The sequence below is a fragment of the Bacteroidota bacterium genome (assembly GCA_008933805.1).
In the GTDB taxonomy this organism is placed as follows: Bacteria; Bacteroidota; Bacteroidia; order UBA8524; family UBA8524; genus SB11.
In genome coordinates, this window is sequence record WBUH01000009.1 from 79,023 (window position 1) to 97,695 (window position 18,673).

Annotated in this window: 25 protein-coding genes and 1 tRNA gene; 14 read left to right on the forward strand and 12 right to left on the reverse strand. The window is 40.2% G+C overall.

Annotation, left to right across the window (positions count from 1 at the left end; genetic code table 11):
* Positions 1-30: 30 nt before the first annotated feature.
* The 3 genes from F9K23_10270 (at position 31) to F9K23_10280 (ending at position 1,913) form a co-directional block, all read left to right on the forward strand.
* Positions 31-118: transfer RNA gene (locus F9K23_10270), tRNA-Ser, on the forward strand.
* Positions 119-388: 270 nt separating this feature from the next.
* Complete coding sequence (locus F9K23_10275) at positions 389-1,633, forward strand: site-specific integrase (GenBank protein ID KAB2915636.1); 1,245 nt, start codon at positions 389-391, stop codon at positions 1,631-1,633.
* Between the two features lie 58 nt (positions 1,634-1,691).
* On the forward strand, positions 1,692-1,913 hold the full coding sequence (locus tag F9K23_10280) for a DUF4248 domain-containing protein (protein ID KAB2915637.1): 222 nt from the start codon (positions 1,692-1,694) through the stop codon (positions 1,911-1,913).
* Positions 1,914-2,069: 156 nt separating this feature from the next.
* On the opposite strand, the gene F9K23_10285 is transcribed toward F9K23_10280, so the two are convergent.
* Genes F9K23_10285 through F9K23_10295 form a run of 3 tightly spaced genes read right to left on the reverse strand, consistent with a single transcriptional unit; the run spans position 2,070 to position 3,248 of the window.
* Positions 2,070-2,276 carry a hypothetical protein gene (locus F9K23_10285; GenBank protein KAB2915638.1) on the reverse strand — a complete coding sequence of 69 codons (207 nt, stop codon included), beginning with the start codon at positions 2,274-2,276 and terminating at the stop codon, positions 2,070-2,072.
* A 1-nt stretch (position 2,277) separates the two neighbouring features.
* A complete protein-coding gene (gene merTP, locus F9K23_10290) occupies positions 2,278-2,877 on the reverse strand; it encodes a mercuric transport protein MerTP (GenBank protein ID KAB2915639.1) in 600 nt (199 codons plus the stop codon).
* Positions 2,874-3,248: a helix-turn-helix transcriptional regulator gene (locus F9K23_10295; protein KAB2915640.1), complete on the reverse strand. Its 375-nt coding sequence runs from the start codon at positions 3,246-3,248 to the stop codon at positions 2,874-2,876. The genes merTP and F9K23_10295 overlap by 4 nt, the downstream gene beginning before the upstream one ends.
* A gap of 296 nt (positions 3,249-3,544) precedes the next feature.
* Between F9K23_10295 and F9K23_10300 the strand changes: the two genes are divergently transcribed.
* Genes F9K23_10300 through F9K23_10310 form a run of 3 tightly spaced genes read left to right on the forward strand, consistent with a single transcriptional unit; the run spans position 3,545 to position 5,512 of the window.
* Positions 3,545-3,790 carry a hypothetical protein gene (locus F9K23_10300; protein KAB2915641.1) on the forward strand — a complete coding sequence of 82 codons (246 nt, stop codon included), beginning with the start codon at positions 3,545-3,547 and terminating at the stop codon, positions 3,788-3,790.
* Positions 3,783-4,283: a hypothetical protein gene (locus tag F9K23_10305; GenBank protein KAB2915642.1), complete on the forward strand. Its 501-nt coding sequence runs from the start codon at positions 3,783-3,785 to the stop codon at positions 4,281-4,283. The genes F9K23_10300 and F9K23_10305 overlap by 8 nt, the downstream gene beginning before the upstream one ends.
* Positions 4,283-5,512, forward strand: a complete 1,230-nt coding sequence (locus F9K23_10310) for a hypothetical protein (GenBank protein KAB2915643.1) — start codon at positions 4,283-4,285, stop codon at positions 5,510-5,512. Before F9K23_10305 ends, F9K23_10310 begins: the two co-directional genes overlap by 1 nt.
* Before the next feature lie 934 nt (positions 5,513-6,446).
* On the opposite strand, the gene F9K23_10315 is transcribed toward F9K23_10310, so the two are convergent.
* On the reverse strand, positions 6,447-7,283 hold the full coding sequence (locus F9K23_10315) for an SDR family NAD(P)-dependent oxidoreductase (GenBank protein KAB2915644.1): 837 nt from the start codon (positions 7,281-7,283) through the stop codon (positions 6,447-6,449).
* Positions 7,284-7,521: 238 nt separating this feature from the next.
* Here F9K23_10315 and F9K23_10320 point away from each other — a divergent pair, with 238 nt between their 5' ends.
* The 4 genes from F9K23_10320 to F9K23_10335 all read left to right on the forward strand — a co-directional run bounded on the left by F9K23_10320 (position 7,522) and on the right by F9K23_10335 (position 9,589).
* Positions 7,522-8,130 (forward strand): alpha-ketoglutarate-dependent dioxygenase AlkB, encoded by a 609-nt coding sequence (locus F9K23_10320; protein KAB2915645.1) that lies wholly within the window; start codon positions 7,522-7,524, stop codon positions 8,128-8,130.
* A gap of 112 nt (positions 8,131-8,242) precedes the next feature.
* Positions 8,243-8,575: a winged helix-turn-helix transcriptional regulator gene (locus tag F9K23_10325; GenBank protein ID KAB2915646.1), complete on the forward strand. Its 333-nt coding sequence runs from the start codon at positions 8,243-8,245 to the stop codon at positions 8,573-8,575.
* A 4-nt stretch (positions 8,576-8,579) separates the two neighbouring features.
* Positions 8,580-9,083 carry an SRPBCC domain-containing protein gene (locus tag F9K23_10330; GenBank protein ID KAB2915647.1) on the forward strand — a complete coding sequence of 168 codons (504 nt, stop codon included), beginning with the start codon at positions 8,580-8,582 and terminating at the stop codon, positions 9,081-9,083.
* A 5-nt stretch (positions 9,084-9,088) separates the two neighbouring features.
* Positions 9,089-9,589, forward strand: coding sequence for an SRPBCC family protein (locus F9K23_10335; protein ID KAB2915648.1), 501 nt, complete (start codon positions 9,089-9,091; stop codon positions 9,587-9,589).
* Positions 9,590-9,667: 78 nt separating this feature from the next.
* Here F9K23_10335 and F9K23_10340 read toward each other — a convergent pair whose 3' ends face one another.
* The 6 genes from F9K23_10340 to F9K23_10365 all read right to left on the reverse strand — a co-directional run bounded on the left by F9K23_10340 (position 9,668) and on the right by F9K23_10365 (position 13,082).
* A complete protein-coding gene (locus F9K23_10340; protein KAB2915649.1) occupies positions 9,668-10,423 on the reverse strand; it encodes a thioredoxin in 756 nt (251 codons plus the stop codon).
* Positions 10,424-10,521: 98 nt separating this feature from the next.
* The gene (locus tag F9K23_10345; GenBank protein ID KAB2915650.1) at positions 10,522-10,782 is read right to left on the reverse strand and encodes a hypothetical protein; all 261 of its coding nucleotides are present in this window, start codon (positions 10,780-10,782) and stop codon (positions 10,522-10,524) included.
* Positions 10,783-10,784: 2 nt separating this feature from the next.
* Positions 10,785-11,102 carry a rhodanese-like domain-containing protein gene (locus tag F9K23_10350; GenBank protein KAB2915651.1) on the reverse strand — a complete coding sequence of 106 codons (318 nt, stop codon included), beginning with the start codon at positions 11,100-11,102 and terminating at the stop codon, positions 10,785-10,787.
* Between the two features lie 58 nt (positions 11,103-11,160).
* Complete coding sequence (locus F9K23_10355; protein KAB2915652.1) at positions 11,161-11,442, reverse strand: rhodanese-like domain-containing protein; 282 nt, start codon at positions 11,440-11,442, stop codon at positions 11,161-11,163.
* 15 nt (positions 11,443-11,457) lie between these two features.
* Complete coding sequence (locus tag F9K23_10360; protein ID KAB2915734.1) at positions 11,458-11,667, reverse strand: hypothetical protein; 210 nt, start codon at positions 11,665-11,667, stop codon at positions 11,458-11,460.
* Between the two features lie 2 nt (positions 11,668-11,669).
* Positions 11,670-13,082: an MBL fold metallo-hydrolase gene (locus tag F9K23_10365; protein ID KAB2915653.1), complete on the reverse strand. Its 1,413-nt coding sequence runs from the start codon at positions 13,080-13,082 to the stop codon at positions 11,670-11,672.
* Between the two features lie 145 nt (positions 13,083-13,227).
* On the opposite strand from F9K23_10365, the gene F9K23_10370 reads away from it, so the two are divergent.
* Complete coding sequence (locus F9K23_10370; GenBank protein ID KAB2915654.1) at positions 13,228-13,740, forward strand: DUF1572 domain-containing protein; 513 nt, start codon at positions 13,228-13,230, stop codon at positions 13,738-13,740.
* Positions 13,741-13,766: 26 nt separating this feature from the next.
* On the opposite strand, the gene F9K23_10375 is transcribed toward F9K23_10370, so the two are convergent.
* Positions 13,767-15,155 (reverse strand): chloride channel protein, encoded by a 1,389-nt coding sequence (locus F9K23_10375; GenBank protein ID KAB2915655.1) that lies wholly within the window; start codon positions 15,153-15,155, stop codon positions 13,767-13,769.
* Between the two features lie 154 nt (positions 15,156-15,309).
* Here F9K23_10375 and F9K23_10380 point away from each other — a divergent pair, with 154 nt between their 5' ends.
* The 3 genes from F9K23_10380 to F9K23_10390 are packed head-to-tail and all read left to right on the forward strand — an operon-like array spanning position 15,310 to position 17,248.
* Positions 15,310-15,897, forward strand: coding sequence for a DUF4389 domain-containing protein (locus F9K23_10380; protein ID KAB2915656.1), 588 nt, complete (start codon positions 15,310-15,312; stop codon positions 15,895-15,897).
* Positions 15,898-15,911: 14 nt separating this feature from the next.
* Complete coding sequence (locus F9K23_10385; protein ID KAB2915657.1) at positions 15,912-16,442, forward strand: DUF4870 domain-containing protein; 531 nt, start codon at positions 15,912-15,914, stop codon at positions 16,440-16,442.
* 2 nt (positions 16,443-16,444) lie between these two features.
* Positions 16,445-17,248, forward strand: a complete 804-nt coding sequence (locus tag F9K23_10390; GenBank protein ID KAB2915658.1) for a M48 family metallopeptidase — start codon at positions 16,445-16,447, stop codon at positions 17,246-17,248.
* Here F9K23_10390 and F9K23_10395 read toward each other — a convergent pair whose 3' ends face one another.
* On the reverse strand, positions 17,249-18,646 hold the full coding sequence (locus tag F9K23_10395) for a DUF4403 family protein (protein ID KAB2915659.1): 1,398 nt from the start codon (positions 18,644-18,646) through the stop codon (positions 17,249-17,251).
* Positions 18,647-18,673: the final 27 nt, after the last annotated feature.

Here is an 18,673-nt window from a genome sequence, read left to right on the forward strand (position 1 = left end):
ATTTTTGCAGTCCTTTTACGCAACCACTACGGAGAGATGGCAGAGTGGTCGAATGCGGCGGTCTTGAAAACCGTTGAGGGTTACACCTCCGGGGGTTCGAATCCCTCTCTCTCCGCCAAAAGATTGTCTAAAACAGTCTAAAAGCGTGTAAAATCAAGGTTTTACACGCTTTTTTTTGTTCTTCATTTTCTAAAAAAGTCTATAAAAGTCTATGGGTTTGGTTTCTAAGGGGGTTTCTTTTTTTTAGAGGCCAAAAAAGAAACCAAGCAAGTAGACTGATTTAGACTATTATAGACTGAAAATCAATTAATTAGATATTGTTTTTTCGCTTGGTTTCCGTATTTTTGTAAAACATTTAAAGGGGGGCACAACTTAATTTTTGTGCCAAATGTCGTCAAACCAAAAAGCCAATTTCTCGCTGGTCGTTTACATCAGCAGAACAAAAGCAAAGAAGAACGGAGAAGTTCCTGTTCTTATGAAAATCAACATCAACGGGGAACGCCTCGTGATGCAACTTCAACGTAGTGTGCAGCCCGATGATTGGGATGCCAAACGTTCTCGTCTCAAAGGGAGAACTGTAGAAGCTCGTGAATTCAATGAATACATCGATGCTGTTCTCACTCGTACTCGTCAGCGGTATTCCGATTTAATTACTATGCACGATGTCGTTACTCCGCCCATGGTAAGAGATGCAGTTCTCGGAGTAAACACAGCCAAGCCTAAAATGATTATTGAGATATGGGAAGAACATATCGAAGGGCTTCGTAAGTTAATCGGTAAAGAAAGTACCGTTGCTACTTGTCAGAAATACAATGCAGCAAAAAATCATTTCGCCAACTACCTCAAACAGTATTACAAGACTAGTGATGTTCCAATTAAGTCAGTAGACCATTTCATGATTACACAGTTCGCTATGTATCTGAAAACAGAAAAAGGATGCAACTACAACACTGCAACTAAATTTTTGCAGAACCTAAAACGTATCACCTACATCTGTCTTCGTCATGGTTGGTTGCTTAAAGACCCTTTCGTTGGAATAAGTCTTATGATGAAAGAAGTAGACCGTCCCTATCTTACCGAAGATGAATTAAGAACACTCATGGAATTTACCTCCGACATTGAACGATTAATTCGAGTTAGAGATTTCTTTGTGTTCTCTTGCTACACAGGACTTGCCTATATTGATATTTATAAGCTACGCAAAAAAGAGATTGAGAAAAATACTCAGGGATATTGGATTAAAACTAGAAGGCAAAAAACCGGAGGAAGAACAAGTGTATTGATGTTAGAAGTTGCCATGCAGATTATTAATAAGTATGTATTACTCGATGCTTTGAAAGATGATGACCATGTTTTGCCAATCATAAGCAATCAAAAAATGAATGCATATTTAAAAGAGCTTGCAGACCTCTGTGGAATCACAAAGAATTTATCCTTTCACGTAGCTCGTCACACTTTTGCAACTACTGTAACACTTACGAATGGTGTGCCGATTGAGAGTGTAAGTAGAATGCTTGGACACAAGAACATTATGAGTACACAACATTACGCTCGAATTGTTGACCAAAAAGTCGGTGACGATATGTTACGATTATCGCAGAAGATTGGACAGCGATTAACATTGGCAATGTAAACTTAAAGCCCTGGAAATCCCAGGGCTTTTTTAATAAATCTTTAGACTGTTTTAGAATATGGAAGACAAATTTAAAATCAAATCTTATGGCTTTGGGGAGCTCGCACAATTGTATTTCCCAAGCATATCAAAAAAAAGTGCTAGTGCACAGTTGCGCAGATGGATTAAATTAAATGACAAGGTGTTGCCAATACTTCAAAGTTTAGGTTACAAGCCTGGTAATCGTTTATTAACACCTGCTCATGTAAAAGTTATTGTGGATGAATTTGGAGAACCATAGTATATTTCCAAAAAAATGCAATTTGGCATTAAGGCTATTATTTAGTACAGATGTTAAATGCAAGAAATACAATTGAGCCTACAGTAAAACTGTCATACGAAGTAATGCGCCAGTTAATGCGTCAAATCTCTACTAGCTTGGCTTTTTTGACTTTTGTTAGCAACATTTCTTGTCTTGCTGAATTGGGGGACATTTCACACTTCCGTAACTACAATAAACACAACAGTCGCCTTGTTTTGGTTTTAGAACTTGTTTGCATTTTTCACATTCGTAAAAATATTGACAAGCGTCTGTCGGCATAGTTTCTTCTTTCTTGTGTCCGCAGTTGGGACAAGTTATTGTTGATTCTAATATGATTTCCATTTTAATTTTCTTTTTTGTCAGTTACAGTATATCCTGTTGAGTTTATTGCTTTCTCGATTTCAGAAATATTTGTTTTCGAGTTGTCAAATTCTACAATTGCATTTCCATTTTCATATGAAGCGATTGAATTTATTATTCCTTTCAATTTATTTACTTCGTGATTTACAATTTCGCCACAGCTTGCACAAGTCATTCCATTAATCGTAAATTCTACTTTTTGTATATTGGATTTGTCAACCATTATGATTTGCTTTTCTGTTTTTGGGTAGAAAATGATTGAGTAATATGGAAAAGCTAGCATTATGATTGCAAATGCTGTTACAATTCCTAAAAATATTTTTGATTGAATAAACTTTGGTTTTTCTTCTGTTTCACAATTACACTCAATTTGCTTTTTAGGTTTTAACTTTTGATACCAAGCAAAGCCAAGAACCAAAATTGTCAGAAAGATAAAATATGGTCGGAACGGTTCAAGCCAATTGAAAGTTGAAGCAAGTCCGCTTGTGCCAGCAACAAGAGCCAATACGGGTGTGATACAACACATAGAAGCGGCAATTGCAGTAAAAAGTCCTGCACCGATTAATTTATTTTCTGGTTTCATATTGTTTCCAAAATTCTGTTTTCGTCAAGTATTTTGAAAAATGGTTGGAGCATTTTAGCATACTCTTTTGTCAAAGAGTAGAAAATAGTTTGTGCTTGCCTTACCGTTTCAATTAGTCCTCTATCTTTGAGTTTTCGCAGATGTTGTGAAATTGCCGAAATGGTCATGCCGAGTATGTCACTTATGTCGCAAACACAAAGTTTTTTTTCTTCATAAAGTAGAAACAGGATTTTCAGTCTCACATTATTAGCCGCCAATTCAAGTCCATTCGATAGATAGTCAAATGAATTATTCAGTTCTGAAACTCGACCTTTACAACGGTTGATTTGCTTAATGTCCGCCTGTAGTCTTATACAAGAAATTGTTTCCATAGGGCAAAATTAGTCAATTTGTTTATTTAAGCAATTACTTTAATACAAACTTCACGAAAAATAGATTTTGTATGCCTATGTGTGTGGTTATAGCTTTTCTAATCGATACTAAATTTTGGCTAAAAAATATACAAATCTCTTTTGTTTAGCACTAAATACGAACTTTATAAATTTCATTAATTACCCTTTAAGATAACAATTCACCCTCATAATTTAACACTGGCCATTATAGAGATTCACACGCCCTAAAACGCCTTTTTCCCAATTATTCATTTTAGAAGTTTGTATCCTAAACGATGCAAGACTTCATGCCACATCACTCACACACTTCGATATTTACCACCGTTTCAGGTGTCGTTGGAGGCGTAGGAAAAGCTGTAACAGCGAAGCCTCTTTTAATGGCTATTACCCTTCCTGGTCTCACTACTGTTGTTTTATATGCTGCTGCATCCGCTGCTGCCGGTTATGTGGTAAAAAAGGCACTCGACAATATTTCAGCAAAGCTCAATAAGTATTTCAAAAACTTCGGAGACGATGAATAAAGTATTGGGTATAGCGATAGGTGCAGGCCTTTTTTATGGTATGGTCAGACTGCTGAAAATGCAGAATGTATCTGACGTTTCTACCATGAAGATGGTCAACCCTCGCATTCACTCAATCAACCTAGGAGGTTTGACCTTCAGAACAGAAGTAGAAGTCAATAATCCCTCTCGTGATAGCATCCGCATCACAAAGCCAGTGGTAACACTAACATCTAAAAACAAGTTCTTAACGCAATCTGATGCCGAGAATAAAGAAATCGTCATTCAGCCACTTGCCGTAACTAAGATTGATACGATCGAACTTGAATTGTCCTGGTCAATCCTTGCCGGACTTATCAAGAACATCGTCACAAAAATACCTGCTGTAATAACTGCCTGGAAATCGGGGAATAAAAAGAACCTGGTTGCTCAGTTGGGTGTGCCCATGGAAATGTATTTCACCACCTATGTAAACGGACTGTTTTATCAGTCGCCCTCTGAAAAATTGATTTAATGCAGGCACTATCTCACATACCAAGCAAAATTGTAACCAGTGGTTATCGCAGCATCAAAGATGGAAGCCGCTATAATCCGTATTTCCCACCACCTGATGAGCGTGACCGTGTCATCATTAATGATGGTGAGGTAACCGATACGGTTGAGTTAATGGAGAAAGTCGTTTGGAAATACCTTGACGACACCAAGCGAATCGCTCCATTACTCAGGCGGTCTTCCACCCTTGATACTTGTAAAGCCATTTGGGAATTCATGTACTCCTATATCCAATACAAGTTGGATAAACGAGGACTTGAGCAGCTTCGCAGACCTGCAAGAAGTTGGGCTGAAAGAGCCACCGGGGTTGACTGTGACTGCATGAGCATTTTCGCTTCAAGCATCTTAACCAATCTGCAAATTCCTCACAAGTTCAGAATCACTAAGTATAGCCAGGATTCATGGCAACACGTGTACGTGATTGTGCCAATGGACGGAACCAACTACTGTGTGATTGACGGAGTGGTTTCTGAATTCAACTATGAGAAAAAATACACCGATAAAATGGATTATACAATGAACTTAAAAGGCATAAACGTAGCCGTGCTCAGTGGTGTGTCAGGCAATGACCACTATGATGCAGTTATGGCAACATCACTGTCCGGTATTGGTTTAGGTGCAGTCACCAATCAATCAGACCTGGATAAACTCTATCAAAATATTGTAGCTACTCGTAATGCGGTAGCACAAAATCCGAATATGGTTTCAACTGTGGATGATCCACAGGCACTCCTTAAAATGTTGGACTATGCTATTCAGTATTGGTACACCGACAAGCGTGACGAAGCATTGGACATTCTAGCAAAGAATGAATCTCAACTTAATATGCGCAATGGCATAACTGCTATGAATGGTATTGATTACGACCCGGACGAATTGGCTCTGAGTGGAATCAATGTCAAAGGCTTTTTTACCAATGTAAAGAACACCGTAAAAACTGTTGGTCAGAAAGTTGGTCAAGCTGCTAAAGTAGCTGTCAAGGCGGTTGTAAAGTATAACCCATTAAGTATTGCAGCTCGTGGCGGCTTCTTACTTGCTATGAAACTCAACTTGGGTAAAATGGCTTCAAAATTAAAATGGGCTTATGGTACACAACAACAAGCTGCTGCCAAAGGTGTCAATGCTGCTACATGGCAAAAGAGTAAAGATGCTCTTTCTACTGATATGTTGTCGTTCATAAAATCTATTTGAGTATTTCAGCAAAAGTTCAATGTTATAAACCAAAACTTCTTGTGTGTGCTTATCTATGAGGTCTCCGATTTCGGCTTCTATGTTTGAGAAAATATGTTTAACGGTTTCTTTTTCCGCATTTGAAAGGTGCAAAGCTTCGTTGGTTCGGTATTCAAAGAATGAATAGTTTGAAATGTTTTTTGAAAGAGATGACCCCAAAAGTATATCAGGGTGAAAGTAAATACCAATACCTGAAAAATTGGTTTTTAAGTCGGAGTCAGAAATAGAAAAAACTTGATTCGGAGCCATAAAAATCAAACAGCCGTCTTGAAAATCATAGTGACTTCTACCGTACCTTACATCCTTTGGCCCGACATCTTTGATACTGATTAGGTAGAGTTCGTTTACAATATTAGACTTTGTTAATCCTTCAATTGGTTTTACTGTAGAATAATCAATAATTGAGATAAGCGGATGCCTCGGGCTTTCAAACCCAATAAACCGGTGTAAATCCGCAATCGATTTTAGTCTTATAAAAGTGTCTTTTTTCATTTCAATACGTAGAATAATTGGTCGTCCTTTCTGCTCCACCCTCAGTTAAGCATATAAGCAAGAGTAATGCGTCGTAATGTTTTCTTTAGCTTTTAAACCCTTGGCTATGGTGTTACGATTACCTCTGCCCCAATAGTTATAGTTTGTAATTTTGATTATGAACTTTAATGCGGAGGCTTTTCGTTAGCCCCCCATTTTTTATCAAACGCTATCTCATAGTAAAGTATTCATCTTATTTGTTTTGGTGAGACAAGTTTCTTATTGATGAATCTATTTGTTAAACACTATGAGTCAAGATATCTAAAAAAGTTTGTATCTAAGCGTTTGATAAAAACATAAATCAAGGGATGTTAGGACATGAATTGTGTTATGATGCAAATTTGTAGTCCAAGGATGAAATCGGTTAGGTTAGTTTCAATTGTTTCAAGAGCATATTATCGAATGATTTGTCTGACATTAACCTTTTCATCAAAGGAACCATCTTTGCCAGAGCACCAACCTTGTAACGTGGTTTTGGTTTTTCGGTTGTTGCAGCAGTCAGAATAACACTTACTACTTTATCCGGGGATAGAAGCGACACACTGCTTTTATCCGGATCTAAAATTGTATCCAACATATCATTGAACTTGTGTCTTAAGGTTCCATAAGGATTACCTTCTATGGCTTCAGGATAGTTGGATCTGGCATTCGCTGTAAAATCCGTTGATACACCTCCGGGTTTAATAAGAACAACATCAATTCCAAAGAATTTCAACTCTTGTCGCATCCCATCCGAAAAACTCTCAACCGCATACTTTGAAGCATGGTATGCACTTGCTCCGGGTGAAGTAAAATCTCCGCCTACTGAACCAATATTGATGATTTTACCTGTTTTTGCTTTGCGCATTGAAGGCAAAACCATTTGTGTAACTTTTATCAACCCAAAAACATTAACGGCAAATTGATAACGAAGTTGCTCCGATGTGAGTTCTTCAACAAAGCCATTTTGCGAAAACCCTGCATTGTTAACTAGAATATCAATTTTTGGATACTTCGCATAAATCTTTTCAAAAGCCGAGTTTATACTTTCGTCATTAGAAATGTCCATGTCAAAAAGGTCAATTCCTTTTGACTTTAGTTCTTGGGATTTGGAAATTGATCTTGAGACCGCTATTACATTGTATCCCTGTCCTCTGAATTTTAGGGCGGCCAGTTTTCCGATACCCTGAGAAGCTCCCGTAATTAAGACTGTTTTGTTCATTTGTAGTATGTTTAAATTTTTAACAAAAGTCAGTCACTTTTAGATGCTTAAATTATACTTTATAGGGAAGTATGGATACTTTTTACGGTTTATAAATGTTCTACAATGGTTTTCGGTTTTGCGTTGTCAAATTGCAAGTTTTGCAATCCGTTACAAAAGCAAAACCGTCGGTTTTTTGTTATTAAAAGAAAGGAATTGTACGTTGCGTGCAGACTTTATGGGTATCTGAAATATAAGAATGAACTTGTTTACTGATATAAATGCCGAAATGGAGAACCTGCTACCCAAAGACGGGGAGGTGAACTACTATGGTAAGGTAATGCCTTTTACTGCTGCAAATGAGTTTTTGGCATATTTATCAGAACGTATTGAATGGCGTAATGATGAAGCTGTAATATACGGCAAACACATTGTTACCAAACGCAAAGTGGCGTGGTATGGTGATAAAGATTATGAATACAGCTACTCTAACACTACTAAACGTGCATTGCCATGGACACCCGAGTTATTAGCCCTAAAAGCCTTGGCAGAGGATAAAACAGGCGAAACCTATAACTCTTGCCTGCTCAATTTATACCACAACGGTCAAGAAGGTATGGCCTGGCACAGCGATGCCGAAAAAGACTTGAAACGGAACGGAGCCATAGCCTCATTAAGTTTTGGTGCTGAGCGTAAGTTTTCATTCAAGCATAAACATACCAAAGAAACCGTTTCAGTACTTTTAGAACACGGCAGTTTGCTGGTAATGAAAGGAACTACACAAACCCACTGGCTACATCGGTTGCCTCCTACAACATCAGTGCATAAGCCCCGCATCAACCTCACTTTCAGAACGATAGTTGATTAATTTTAATTATCTTATTTGTAGTGTTTTACATTCTATCGACAGATAATTTGTTGTAAAAATTTGCGTAAGTAAACGCTTACATTTTAATTTGTAAGCAAATACTTACGTAATCATGGCAGTAGCAGCACGCAGGGATACGTTTCAGGCAATCGCAGATCCTACACGACGTAACATTATCAGCATGGTAGCACAACAACCCATGAACCTTAATACTATAGCTGAAAAGTTTGACGTGAGTAGGCCTGCTATTTCACAGCATATTAAAATACTAACCGAGTGCGGCCTTGTGGTGATTAAACCCCTTGGAAGAGAACGGTTTTGTTATATACAAGCCGACAAGCTGAAGGAAGTGAACGATTGGTTAGAGCCGTTTAAAAAAATGTGGGAAGAACGCTTTGACAGATTGGAGGAATTACTTAACGAAATGAAAAAGCAAAAAAAATAAACGCATGGAAAAGACAACTTATACCAAGTATGATGACAAGAAGCAAATTCTTGTGAAACGTGAGTTTAATGCCGAAGTACCTATGGTATGGAAAGCATGGACAGAACCACAACATTTGGATAAATGGTGGGCACCAAGACCGTGGAAAAATGAAACTAAGAGCATGAATTTTAGCAATGGGGGTAACTGGTTGTACAGTATGGAGGGGCCTGCGGGAGAAAAGCATTGGGCTAAAATGAAGTATGATAACATAATAACACACAAGGGGTACGATGCGGTTGATGCTTTTTGTGATGAGGAAGGGAATGAAAATTTGGAGTTGCCGGGTAGTAATTGGGAGGTGCGCTTTGATGGCGAAGCAGAGTTAACAAAGGTGGACGTGATGATAACTTTTGCATCGACAGAGGCAATGGAAATGACTGTTCAAATGGGCTTTAAAGAAGGGTTTGCTATGGCACACAATACCCTTGATGAAGTTTTGGAAGCACTTAAAAACAATAACGAATAAAAATTATGGCAGCTACTACAAACTACGAAACAAAAATTACTGCTGAAGCAGGAAAACAGGAGTTTTTTATTACTCGTGAATTTGATGCTCCGCGTGAATTGGTGTACAAAGCACACACCGATGCTGATTTAATTGTTAAATGGTTAGGACCGCGGGATTTAAATATGCGGGTTGATAAGTTTGATGCCCGCAACGGTGGTGAGTACAGGTATGTACATTACCGTAAACCCGAAGCCGAATACGGTTTTAAAGGGGTGTTTCATGAATGTGTTGCTCCTGAGAGAATCATTCAGACATTTGAGTTTGAAGGGTTACCCGAGAAAGGCCATGTGTGTTTAGAGACCATTCGGTTTGAGGAGTTACCAAACGATCGCACCCGTTTGGTGATACAAGATGTATTTCAGTCGGTTGAAGACCGTGACGCAGCTTTACAGTCGGGCATGGAACAAGGAATTAACGAAAGCTACATGCGCCTTGATGAATTAATAGCCGGCGGAATAAAATAAACGAATTGCAAACTATGAAAACAAAGAAGGCTGCCTATTATGTGGCAGCCTTCACTATTTATAACTAACGTGGCAGAACTATAGTTTTGTACCGCTTAATAAAGCAGCTTCATCAATAAGCCCCTTGTGGCTCCATACCAGTTTACCTTTGTGGTACAATTCAAGCACGGGTATTTCACTAAATCCCTTTTGCTGCATTAACAAGGGGTTTTCATCGGCATCCACTTTCAAAAGGGTCAGCTTATCCTTTTTATCGGCAGCAACCTTATCCAGCATAGGAGCCATCTGGATACAAGGCTTGCACCAGGTAGCATGGTAATCAACCAACACATAGTTTTCAGTGGTAACCTTTTTCAAAAACTCCTCTTGCGTCATGCCTTGTTTTTTAGGAGTAGCACTCCCTGTTTCAAGGTTTTTGCCTGCCGCCTGCCATTTTAAAACACCGCCCTTTAATTCATACACAGTTGCAAACCCTTGCGCACGCATATAGTCGGCAGCGCTTTCACTGCGGCTGCCGGCCAAGCAATACACAAAAACGGGCTTGGTTTTATCAAGTGCGCCTACCGCTTGTTCAAAATCGTCACCGTTTACATTTATGTTTACGGCGTTAGCAATATGCCCGCCAGTATACTCATCGGGAGTTCTCACATCAATCAGCTGGGCATCTGTTGTTTGTGTAAGCAGCTTTTCAAACTCCTCAACAGCAACTTTACCGCCCTTGGCAGCTATGGTACTGTCTTTTTGCTTTGTATTTTGGCACGATGCAGCACTAATACTGATAAACAGCACGGCTACAAATAGCAGTGGATTAAAAACGTATTTATTCATACACATTAAAGCTAAACGTTTTGTTTAATAATTTGTTTTAGAGGGGTTAAGACACACTACCATTCAGCTTAAAACTGAACCAATGTAGTTAAAGCTTCAACAACTTATTTGATTTCTTCGTAAGTAGTTTCCTTGGATGTGTTATTACTTTTCAAGTCCTCTTTATAGCGGGGTACACCGCAACCGTTAGGTCCGCAGCCACTTGCATTTAGCAAGCCTTGTAGTATAAAAAGTCCTCCAAAAATAGCAAGCATTATGCTGGCGGCTTGTATGCCTTGTATTAACACTACAACACCCAGTACCAAACGTATAATGCGTGTAAACCCCCATTGGCTCAACACTTGTGATTTTATGAAATTGAGCATGTTTATTTTACAAAACGGTTTACACTACTCCAACTGCCGCCATTGTGTACATTGGTAAAACCGGCACTTTTGAGTGTTACTTTAGCCGATGCACTGCGCATACCCGATGCACAACAGGTAATGATGGGTTGGTCTTTACTCTTAAACTTTTTAAGGTTGTTTCTAAGCTGGTCAAGAGGGATATTTATTGAGCCTGCCACGTGGCCGCCTGCATATTCGCCTTTGGTGCGCACATCCACTATAACCGCACCATTGTTAATCAATTCTCCCAAATCTACTTTTGGGCCAATTCCTAAAATATTTTTAATCAGTTGTATCATTTCAATTTTGTTTTTCGGGATAATTACAAACCTACCAAGTAGGGTATTAAGTTGATGCTTACAGTTTACTAATTATATAATTAACATCCAGCCACGAGCCGCCGTTTACGCACTCAATTCCGTTTTGTTTTAAAAACATAGTAGCTTGCCCGCTACGGTTACCCGATGCACAGCAAAGTACAATGTTTTGCATGGTTTTAAATTCATCCAAGCGATGAGGAACTTCGTTTAGGGGAATATTTACACTTCCGGCAACATTACCGCCCATAAACTCGGCAGGAGTGCGAACATCAATAATGGTAACCTCGCTGCCTTTAATTTTAGAAATCACGTTTTCCATGTTATTTCAGATTTATTAATAAGTATTCTTTTTTGTTTCTTTTTTAAAGCTGCTAAACAACAGCCAGCCTACTAATGCGCCGTACACGGTGCTATTAAAAGGGTTTGATGTAATAGCACAGGTGCCGGTAATACACCCAATTTGGTTCCAGTATAGCCAACCGGCACCTGCGCCCGTTACTAATCCTGTCAACGGTAGTTTGTGACGGATTAAAAATCGTTTTATCATTATTTTGAAGCAGTGGGGCAAACGTATGCAGTACGGGCAATCGGTGTTTCTTTAATGGCCGTAAAACCGCCTTCAACATTTATCATGTTGGCATATCCGCGTGCCTTAAGTATTGATGCTGCAATCACCGAGCGGTACCCTCCTGCACAGTGCAGGTAAAAAGTTTCGTTTTGAGGGAAACCGGCCATGTTTTCGCTGATATAATCCAAAGGGATATTTAAAGCGTTTATTACGTGTTCGGCTTCGTATTCACCTGTTTTGCGTACGTCCACAATCGGCATAGGTTGCAGGCTTTGGCGGTGAGCAAACTCAAACGCTGATATGGTTTCAATTTCATCTGTTTCTTTGCCCTCGGCGCGCCAAGCTTCAAAGCCGCCCTTTAGGTAGCCCAATACATTGTCGTACCCTACGCGAGCCAAACGTGTAACCACCTCTTCTTCTCTGCCCGGCTCACAAACCAGCAACAAGGGTTGTTTCACATCGGTAATTAATGCACCCACCCAAGGGGCAAAGTTTCCGTTTATGCCAATGTTTATGCTATTGGGAATAAATCCGCTTACAAAATCCTCCGGGTTACGTGTATCAATAATCAACGCACCGGTTTCGTTGGCAGCAGCCTCAAAAGCGGCAACGGATAACGCGCTTTGTCCGCGTTGCAGCACTTTGTTAATGGCCTCGTACCCTTCTTTATTCATGCGGGCATTTTGCGGAAAATAAACAGGTGGGGGTAACAGTCCGTCGGTAACTTCTTTCACAAACTCCTCTTTCGTCATAGTAGCCCTAAGTGCGTAGTTGGTTTGTTTTTGTGCTCCGATGGTAGAAACCGTTTCTTTGCTCATGTTTTTGCCACAGGCAGAACCTGCGCCGTGTGCGGGATAAACTATCACTTCATCAGGCAAATTCATTACTTTAGTGCGTAATGATTCGTATAACAAGCCTGCCAATTCTTCTTTTGTTAAGTTGGCCGCTTTTTGTGCTAAATCAGGACGACCAACGTCGCCAATGAATAAGGTATCACCAGTGAACAATGCATTGGGAGTGCCGTTTTCATCTTTCAACAAAAAACAACTCGATTCCATAGTATGTCCGGGTGTGTGCAACACCTCAATACGTACCTTGCCCAAAGTAAGTTCCTCGCCGTCTGTAGCTACGTAAGCATCAAAAGCAGGTTTTGCAGTGGGGCCGTACACAATTTTTGCGCCTGTGGCTTTGGCCAAATCAATATGACCAGAGACAAAATCGGCATGAAAGTGCGTTTCAAGCACATATTTAATCGTTACGCCGTCTTTTTCGGCACGTTCAATATAGGGTTGTATTTCGCGCAAAGGGTCGATAATGGCAGCTTCGTTGCCCGAAACAATGTAGTAGGCACCTTGTGCAAGGCAGCCGGTGTATATCTGTTCTATTTTCATAGCGATATTATTTTATTTCTGAATTGTGGTACAAAGTTCCGAAGCCTGTTACAACTGTTTTGTGATAATTGTTGGATAGCGGCATGATAAAAATCAGTTATTGCACAAACAGCCGTTCAATGCCTGCTAATACTATATTTGTGTAATGGATACCAAACAGATTTTTGCCGAGTTTAAAGCACAAATAACCCTGCGGATGGGAGAAAATATTCCGCGCGTTGAGAAATGCCTTGCTGAATTGAGCGAAGAGGAAGTGTGGCAAACACCTAACGGCAACCTGAACAGCGTAGCCAATTTGATATTACACCTTTGCGGAAACACCACTCAATACATTTTATCATCAATAGGAGGGGAAGAAGATAAGCGCACAAGGGATGAGGAGTTTGCAGCAAAAGGAGGGTATACCAAGACTCAGTTAGGGAAAAAGTTTTCAAACACAGTAACCAAATCCATTGAGGTGATTAATGCTGCAAGCCCAGAGGAATTGATGCGCGTGCGAAATGTGCAGGGATTTAAACTAACGGGTATGGGCAATGCCATCCACGTGGCTGAACATCTATCATACCATACAGGGCAAATTGCTTTTTTAACCAAGCTATTGAAGAATAAAGATTTAGGCTTTTATGCCAACATGGATTTGAACGTAAAGAATGAATAGCAACGGGTTTTATACCCATTGTATAATTATAGTTCTTCGTCGCCCGTTTGGTTTTTAAAATCGATGCCCATTCCGGCCAGTCGTTTGTGATAAATCGAATACCGCTCGAAAGAACGGGTTACAAAGTATGAAATGGCCACTACAATCATCAACGGCACAAACAGCGCGTACCCGCCTGTTACCTCGGCAATCAAAAATATCCCTGTGAGCGGGGCATGCACTACACCGGCTACTACACCGGCCATACCCGCCACAATAAAGTTTGATTCTTGCAAAGTCATTAATCCCGTAAGGTTTATAAAACGGGCAAAAACAAAGCCGGCCATCGCCCCCGTGAACATACTGGGGCCGAATATTCCGCCGTTACCACCTGCACCCAACGTTAGTGCAGCCGCAATTACTTTTAAAAACATTATACCAACGGCAAAAGCAAGCAGCCACCAACCGCTGCCGATGTATTGGCTGAAAAATGAGTTGACACCCAGTTTGGTATCAGCGCCCTCCAGTAGGTTTTCAATCATTACATACCCCTCGCCAAACAAAGGTGGGAATAGAAAGATAAGGGCACAAAGAGGGATACCTGCCAATAATATGCGCTTTACAGGATTTTGATAGGCAAAAAAGTGATGTTCGATTTTTAGCGATGTACGTATCATGTACACTGATAGCAATCCTACGCCGATGCCCAATAATATGTAAAACGGTATGGCGTTTAATTCCCATTTGTTGGTGATGAGGAAGAAAAACTTTTCAGGGTATAACAACTGTGAAACCACCGATGAAGTGGCGGTTGAAATAATCAACGGTATAATAAACGGGATGCTGAAATCAAACAGCAATACTTCCAGTGCAAAAATCACCCCTGTGATAGGGCAGTTGAAAATGGCGGCTAACCCCGCTGCTGCTCCGCTTGCAAGTAGCAGTGTGCGGTCTTTATAACCAATACGGAAGTTTTTTGCGATGGAACTGCCCGTAGCCGAACCACTGTTTACAATAGGAGCCTCAAGCCCAACGGAACCGCCCATACTAACCGTAATAGCGCTGGTGAGCAGGTGAGACCATATATTGTTTTTATCCAGATAGCTTTGGCGTTTTGCAATGCTGTATATTATTTGGGCTACCCCCGGTTGCAGGTTGCCTTTTAGCAGCCAGCGTACAATTATTACGGTAAGCGTAATACCAATAAGCGGGTAGATAAAAAACGAGTTTTGCAAAAATGAACCCTGAAGAGAGTTTGAGAGCAGGTGCTCAAAGAAGTTGGCGGTACGTTTAAGTGCAACTGCTGAAAGCCCTGCAACGATGCCAATAAGTATGCATAGAATGATAAGAAAATTACGGTGGTTAAGGTACTTCGATTGCCAATCGACATAGCTGTGCAATAAAAGTTTAACCCGTTTTTTGATATCAAAGTACATGCGGCAAAAATAGGTTTTTTAGCTAAGCAGGCGGGCGATTACTATGTAATCTTATCACTACAATAGAGATAAGGGGCTAAAATTTAACACCAAGCATATTAATAATTTAAAAAAAAACGCACATATTGTATTTATTAATCATACACATTAGCCTATGAAAATCTCTGTTACTTATCAAGAAAATTACTCACGCGGCGATTTGTTGCTGCGTTCATTTTTCGGTGCATTTTACATTGTACTGCCACATGTTTTTATGTTGTTTTTTGCCCTTTTTTGGTCTTCAATCATTTCATTCATTTCGTTTTGGGTGATTTTGTTTACCGGAAACTATCCCCGCAGCTTTTGGGAATTTAATTTGGGGTTACAAAAGTGGAATCTGCGGTTAAATGCGGTGCTCAGTAATTTGGTTGACGGATACCCTGATTTTTGGGTAAATAAAAACAACGACGATATGTTATCTAACATTGAGCTTGAATATCCCGAAACAAGCAATAGAGGTACTGTGTTGTTGCGTTTGCTATTCGGAGTGATATATGTTTACATACCTCACATGTTTGTTCTGCTTTTCAGAAGCATAGCAGGAAACGTTTTAATGTTTTTAGCTTGGTGGGTGGTTTTGTTTACCGGTAAATACCCTCAAAGCTGGCACGAGTTTAACGTAGGTACACTGCGTTGGTCTACCCGTGTTGCATTATACATGAGTTACTTAACCGACGAATACCCTCCTTTTTCAGGACAATAATTTAAATTGCCAGAATGGACGAAAGATACCATCCCATTCCGCAACCCGAAGAAATAAGCACCCGTGAGCGACAAGACGCGATGGGTGCTTATTTAATGATGTTTGCCTCGTTAGGCGTTGGGTTGCCTTTACCGCTTATCAATTTATTGGCAGCGGTTATATACTATTTTGTAAACCGAAAAAAATCAAGGTTTATTCACTTCCACACTTTGCAGTCGCTGATATCTCAGCTGCCTACAAGTTTGCTGAATGCAGGTGCTGTGTTTTGGACTTTTTCAATCCTTACTTCTTCAGGCGTTACTGAAAATGTAGGGGAGGATTTTGACCCCGTTTTTAATTTTACCGATTTGTATTTCGGTTATATAATAATGGTGGTTATTGCCAACCTTGTGTATATAATTTTTAGCCTTATTGCAGCCGTTAGGGCATACAATGGCAGGTTTTATTACATGCTGTTTTTCGGAAGACTAGCTTATCACTATGCGTACTCAAAACAAAGTACCATAGGCGAAGAAACTGTTTATACCAATCGTCCGCCGATGTAGTTATGGGAGAGAAATTAGTAAGAGATATTGTAATACTGGTACTCATCTTCGGGGCCATTTGGGCAGGGTTTGCCTATTTTTCAAAAGACTGGAAAGCTCCGAGTATTGAAATAAGTCGCGAGCAGGAGCAAAAGCTGGGTGATATTATGGCTAAAAAGGTGGTACTTACGGAATGGGAAAACATTACCGCACAGTATCCCAAAGTTGATTCAGCATACCGCATTATATACGGTAGACTGTTGAATCAAGTACCTTTACCAGCGTATAACTATCGCTTTTACATCCTGCGCGATACCACAATTAATGCGTTTACCATTGCAGGAGGGCACATTTTTGTGTTTGAAGGCCTGATTAAGTTTTGTGAATCTCCCGAAGAGTTGGCGGCTGTTTTGGCACATGAAATCGGCCACGCTGAAAAGAAACATATTACCAAGAAGCTGGCAAAAGAACTGGGTATTGAAGCCGTGGGTACAATTTTAGGAGGAGGGGATGATAACGTGATTAAAGAAGCAGGGAAACTGGTGCTTTCAAAAAGGTTTGACCGAGAATATGAAAAACAGGCCGACCATTTTGCAATTGATTTACTTGAAAAGGCAGGAATAAGCCCCTATAAACTGGCGTCATTTTTCAGAAAGTTAAACGAGGCGGGACTGGCTTACGACGATGATTTGGAGTTTATGATGACTCATCCCCACAACGATAGTCGTATTAAAGACATATTAGGCCATCAACCTGCGGCAGGTTTTAAAGAAAAACCTTTCGTAATGGATTGGAAAGACATTCAACAATCTCTTAACAACAAATAATCACTTTAATTCTTTCAGTTGAGCATCAAGGTCGCCTTTGATGAAACAACTCACCTGTAAATAATCGGGGGCAGGAAATAAATTACGAATGGTAATTGCCTCAACCTTACCTGTAGTATTTATGCCATTACCCCAGTTTTTGGTTAGGTTTTGCTGTACTTGTTGTTGTATAGTGGTAAGCATATCACCCACATAAAACTTTGCATTTTGGCGCATAGAGTTAGTAAGGGTGTTGTTAAACAACCACTTGGCCGATTTTAGCAACACGTTGCGTGTTTTTATATCAAAGTCTAAATCGGGTAGGATGAGTTCTTTTGTTACACTGTCAAATTGTGGTGTTCCGGTCATATACATCCAACCTTTTACACTTCCGTTAAAGTTTACTTTAATCAGTAATTTTTGATTGCCCGTACCGCTCAACTGTACCTCAAGCACTTCGATGTGCTTTTTGCCATAATCAAACTTCATACCTTTCATTTGGGCATTTACCAGTTTGGTTAGTTCCGCATAATGCAACCGGGTATCTAAATACACACTAAACCCGCCTGATTGCTTAGGGTTTTTGCTTAAATCGGGCAATTTAGGCGGAGCCGGATGATTAGCGGTATTCAGCAAGAAAGCAGGGTTGGCTGTGGCACCTAAACTAAACCTCAATTCATCACCCTTGGTAGTAATGGGGCTGATGCGCAGCGACGAAGGATTGAACACCAAAAAGCCGAATGTATCAATGGCCATTGGGGTATGCAGTGTTTTCCAAACTTGCTCTACTTGTCCGCGTAAATTAAATTTAGCCATACCGGCATCAAAATCTTTGCACGCCTTATCCAGCGGCGCGCGTGTTTGCGCCATTATATTGTCGGTAATATCAAAATTTAGCGTGGTTACTTTACAACGGTTAATGGGTATCAGTTTGGTAACGGCAGTATTAGATTGTATCTGATAGGTTGGGCTGATATTTACTACCGATAGTATGCTTAATTGTAGCTGGCGGGGAGGCTCATTCATACCGCAACCCGTGCCTACATAGGGGCACCAATCCCAGCAACAGGGGCGGGCTTCGCCCTCGCCTTGGTAGTACCCTAGGCAGTTAATAGCCAATGTGTTGTTATTAGGGACGAATGAGAGTTTTTCACGCCAAAAATTCCAACGGTAGTGCAAGTTGCAATTGGCATCTTGTTGCCAACCGGGGTAACCTGTTGAATTAAGTTTGGCAGGGACGTTTTTCTCTATTTGGTCGTACAGGCTTTTTAAATCTACCAGTACCGGAATATCTATTTGTGACGGGGGTGGGGCAGGGGCTACGTATGTTTCAGGTGCTAACGTTGGAGTTTCTGGTTGTATGCTGCGGCACGATGCTGCTATGGCAACAACAACACTAAGCAATATAAAACGGTGCATGTAGTATGGGGTACAAAAATGCCAAAT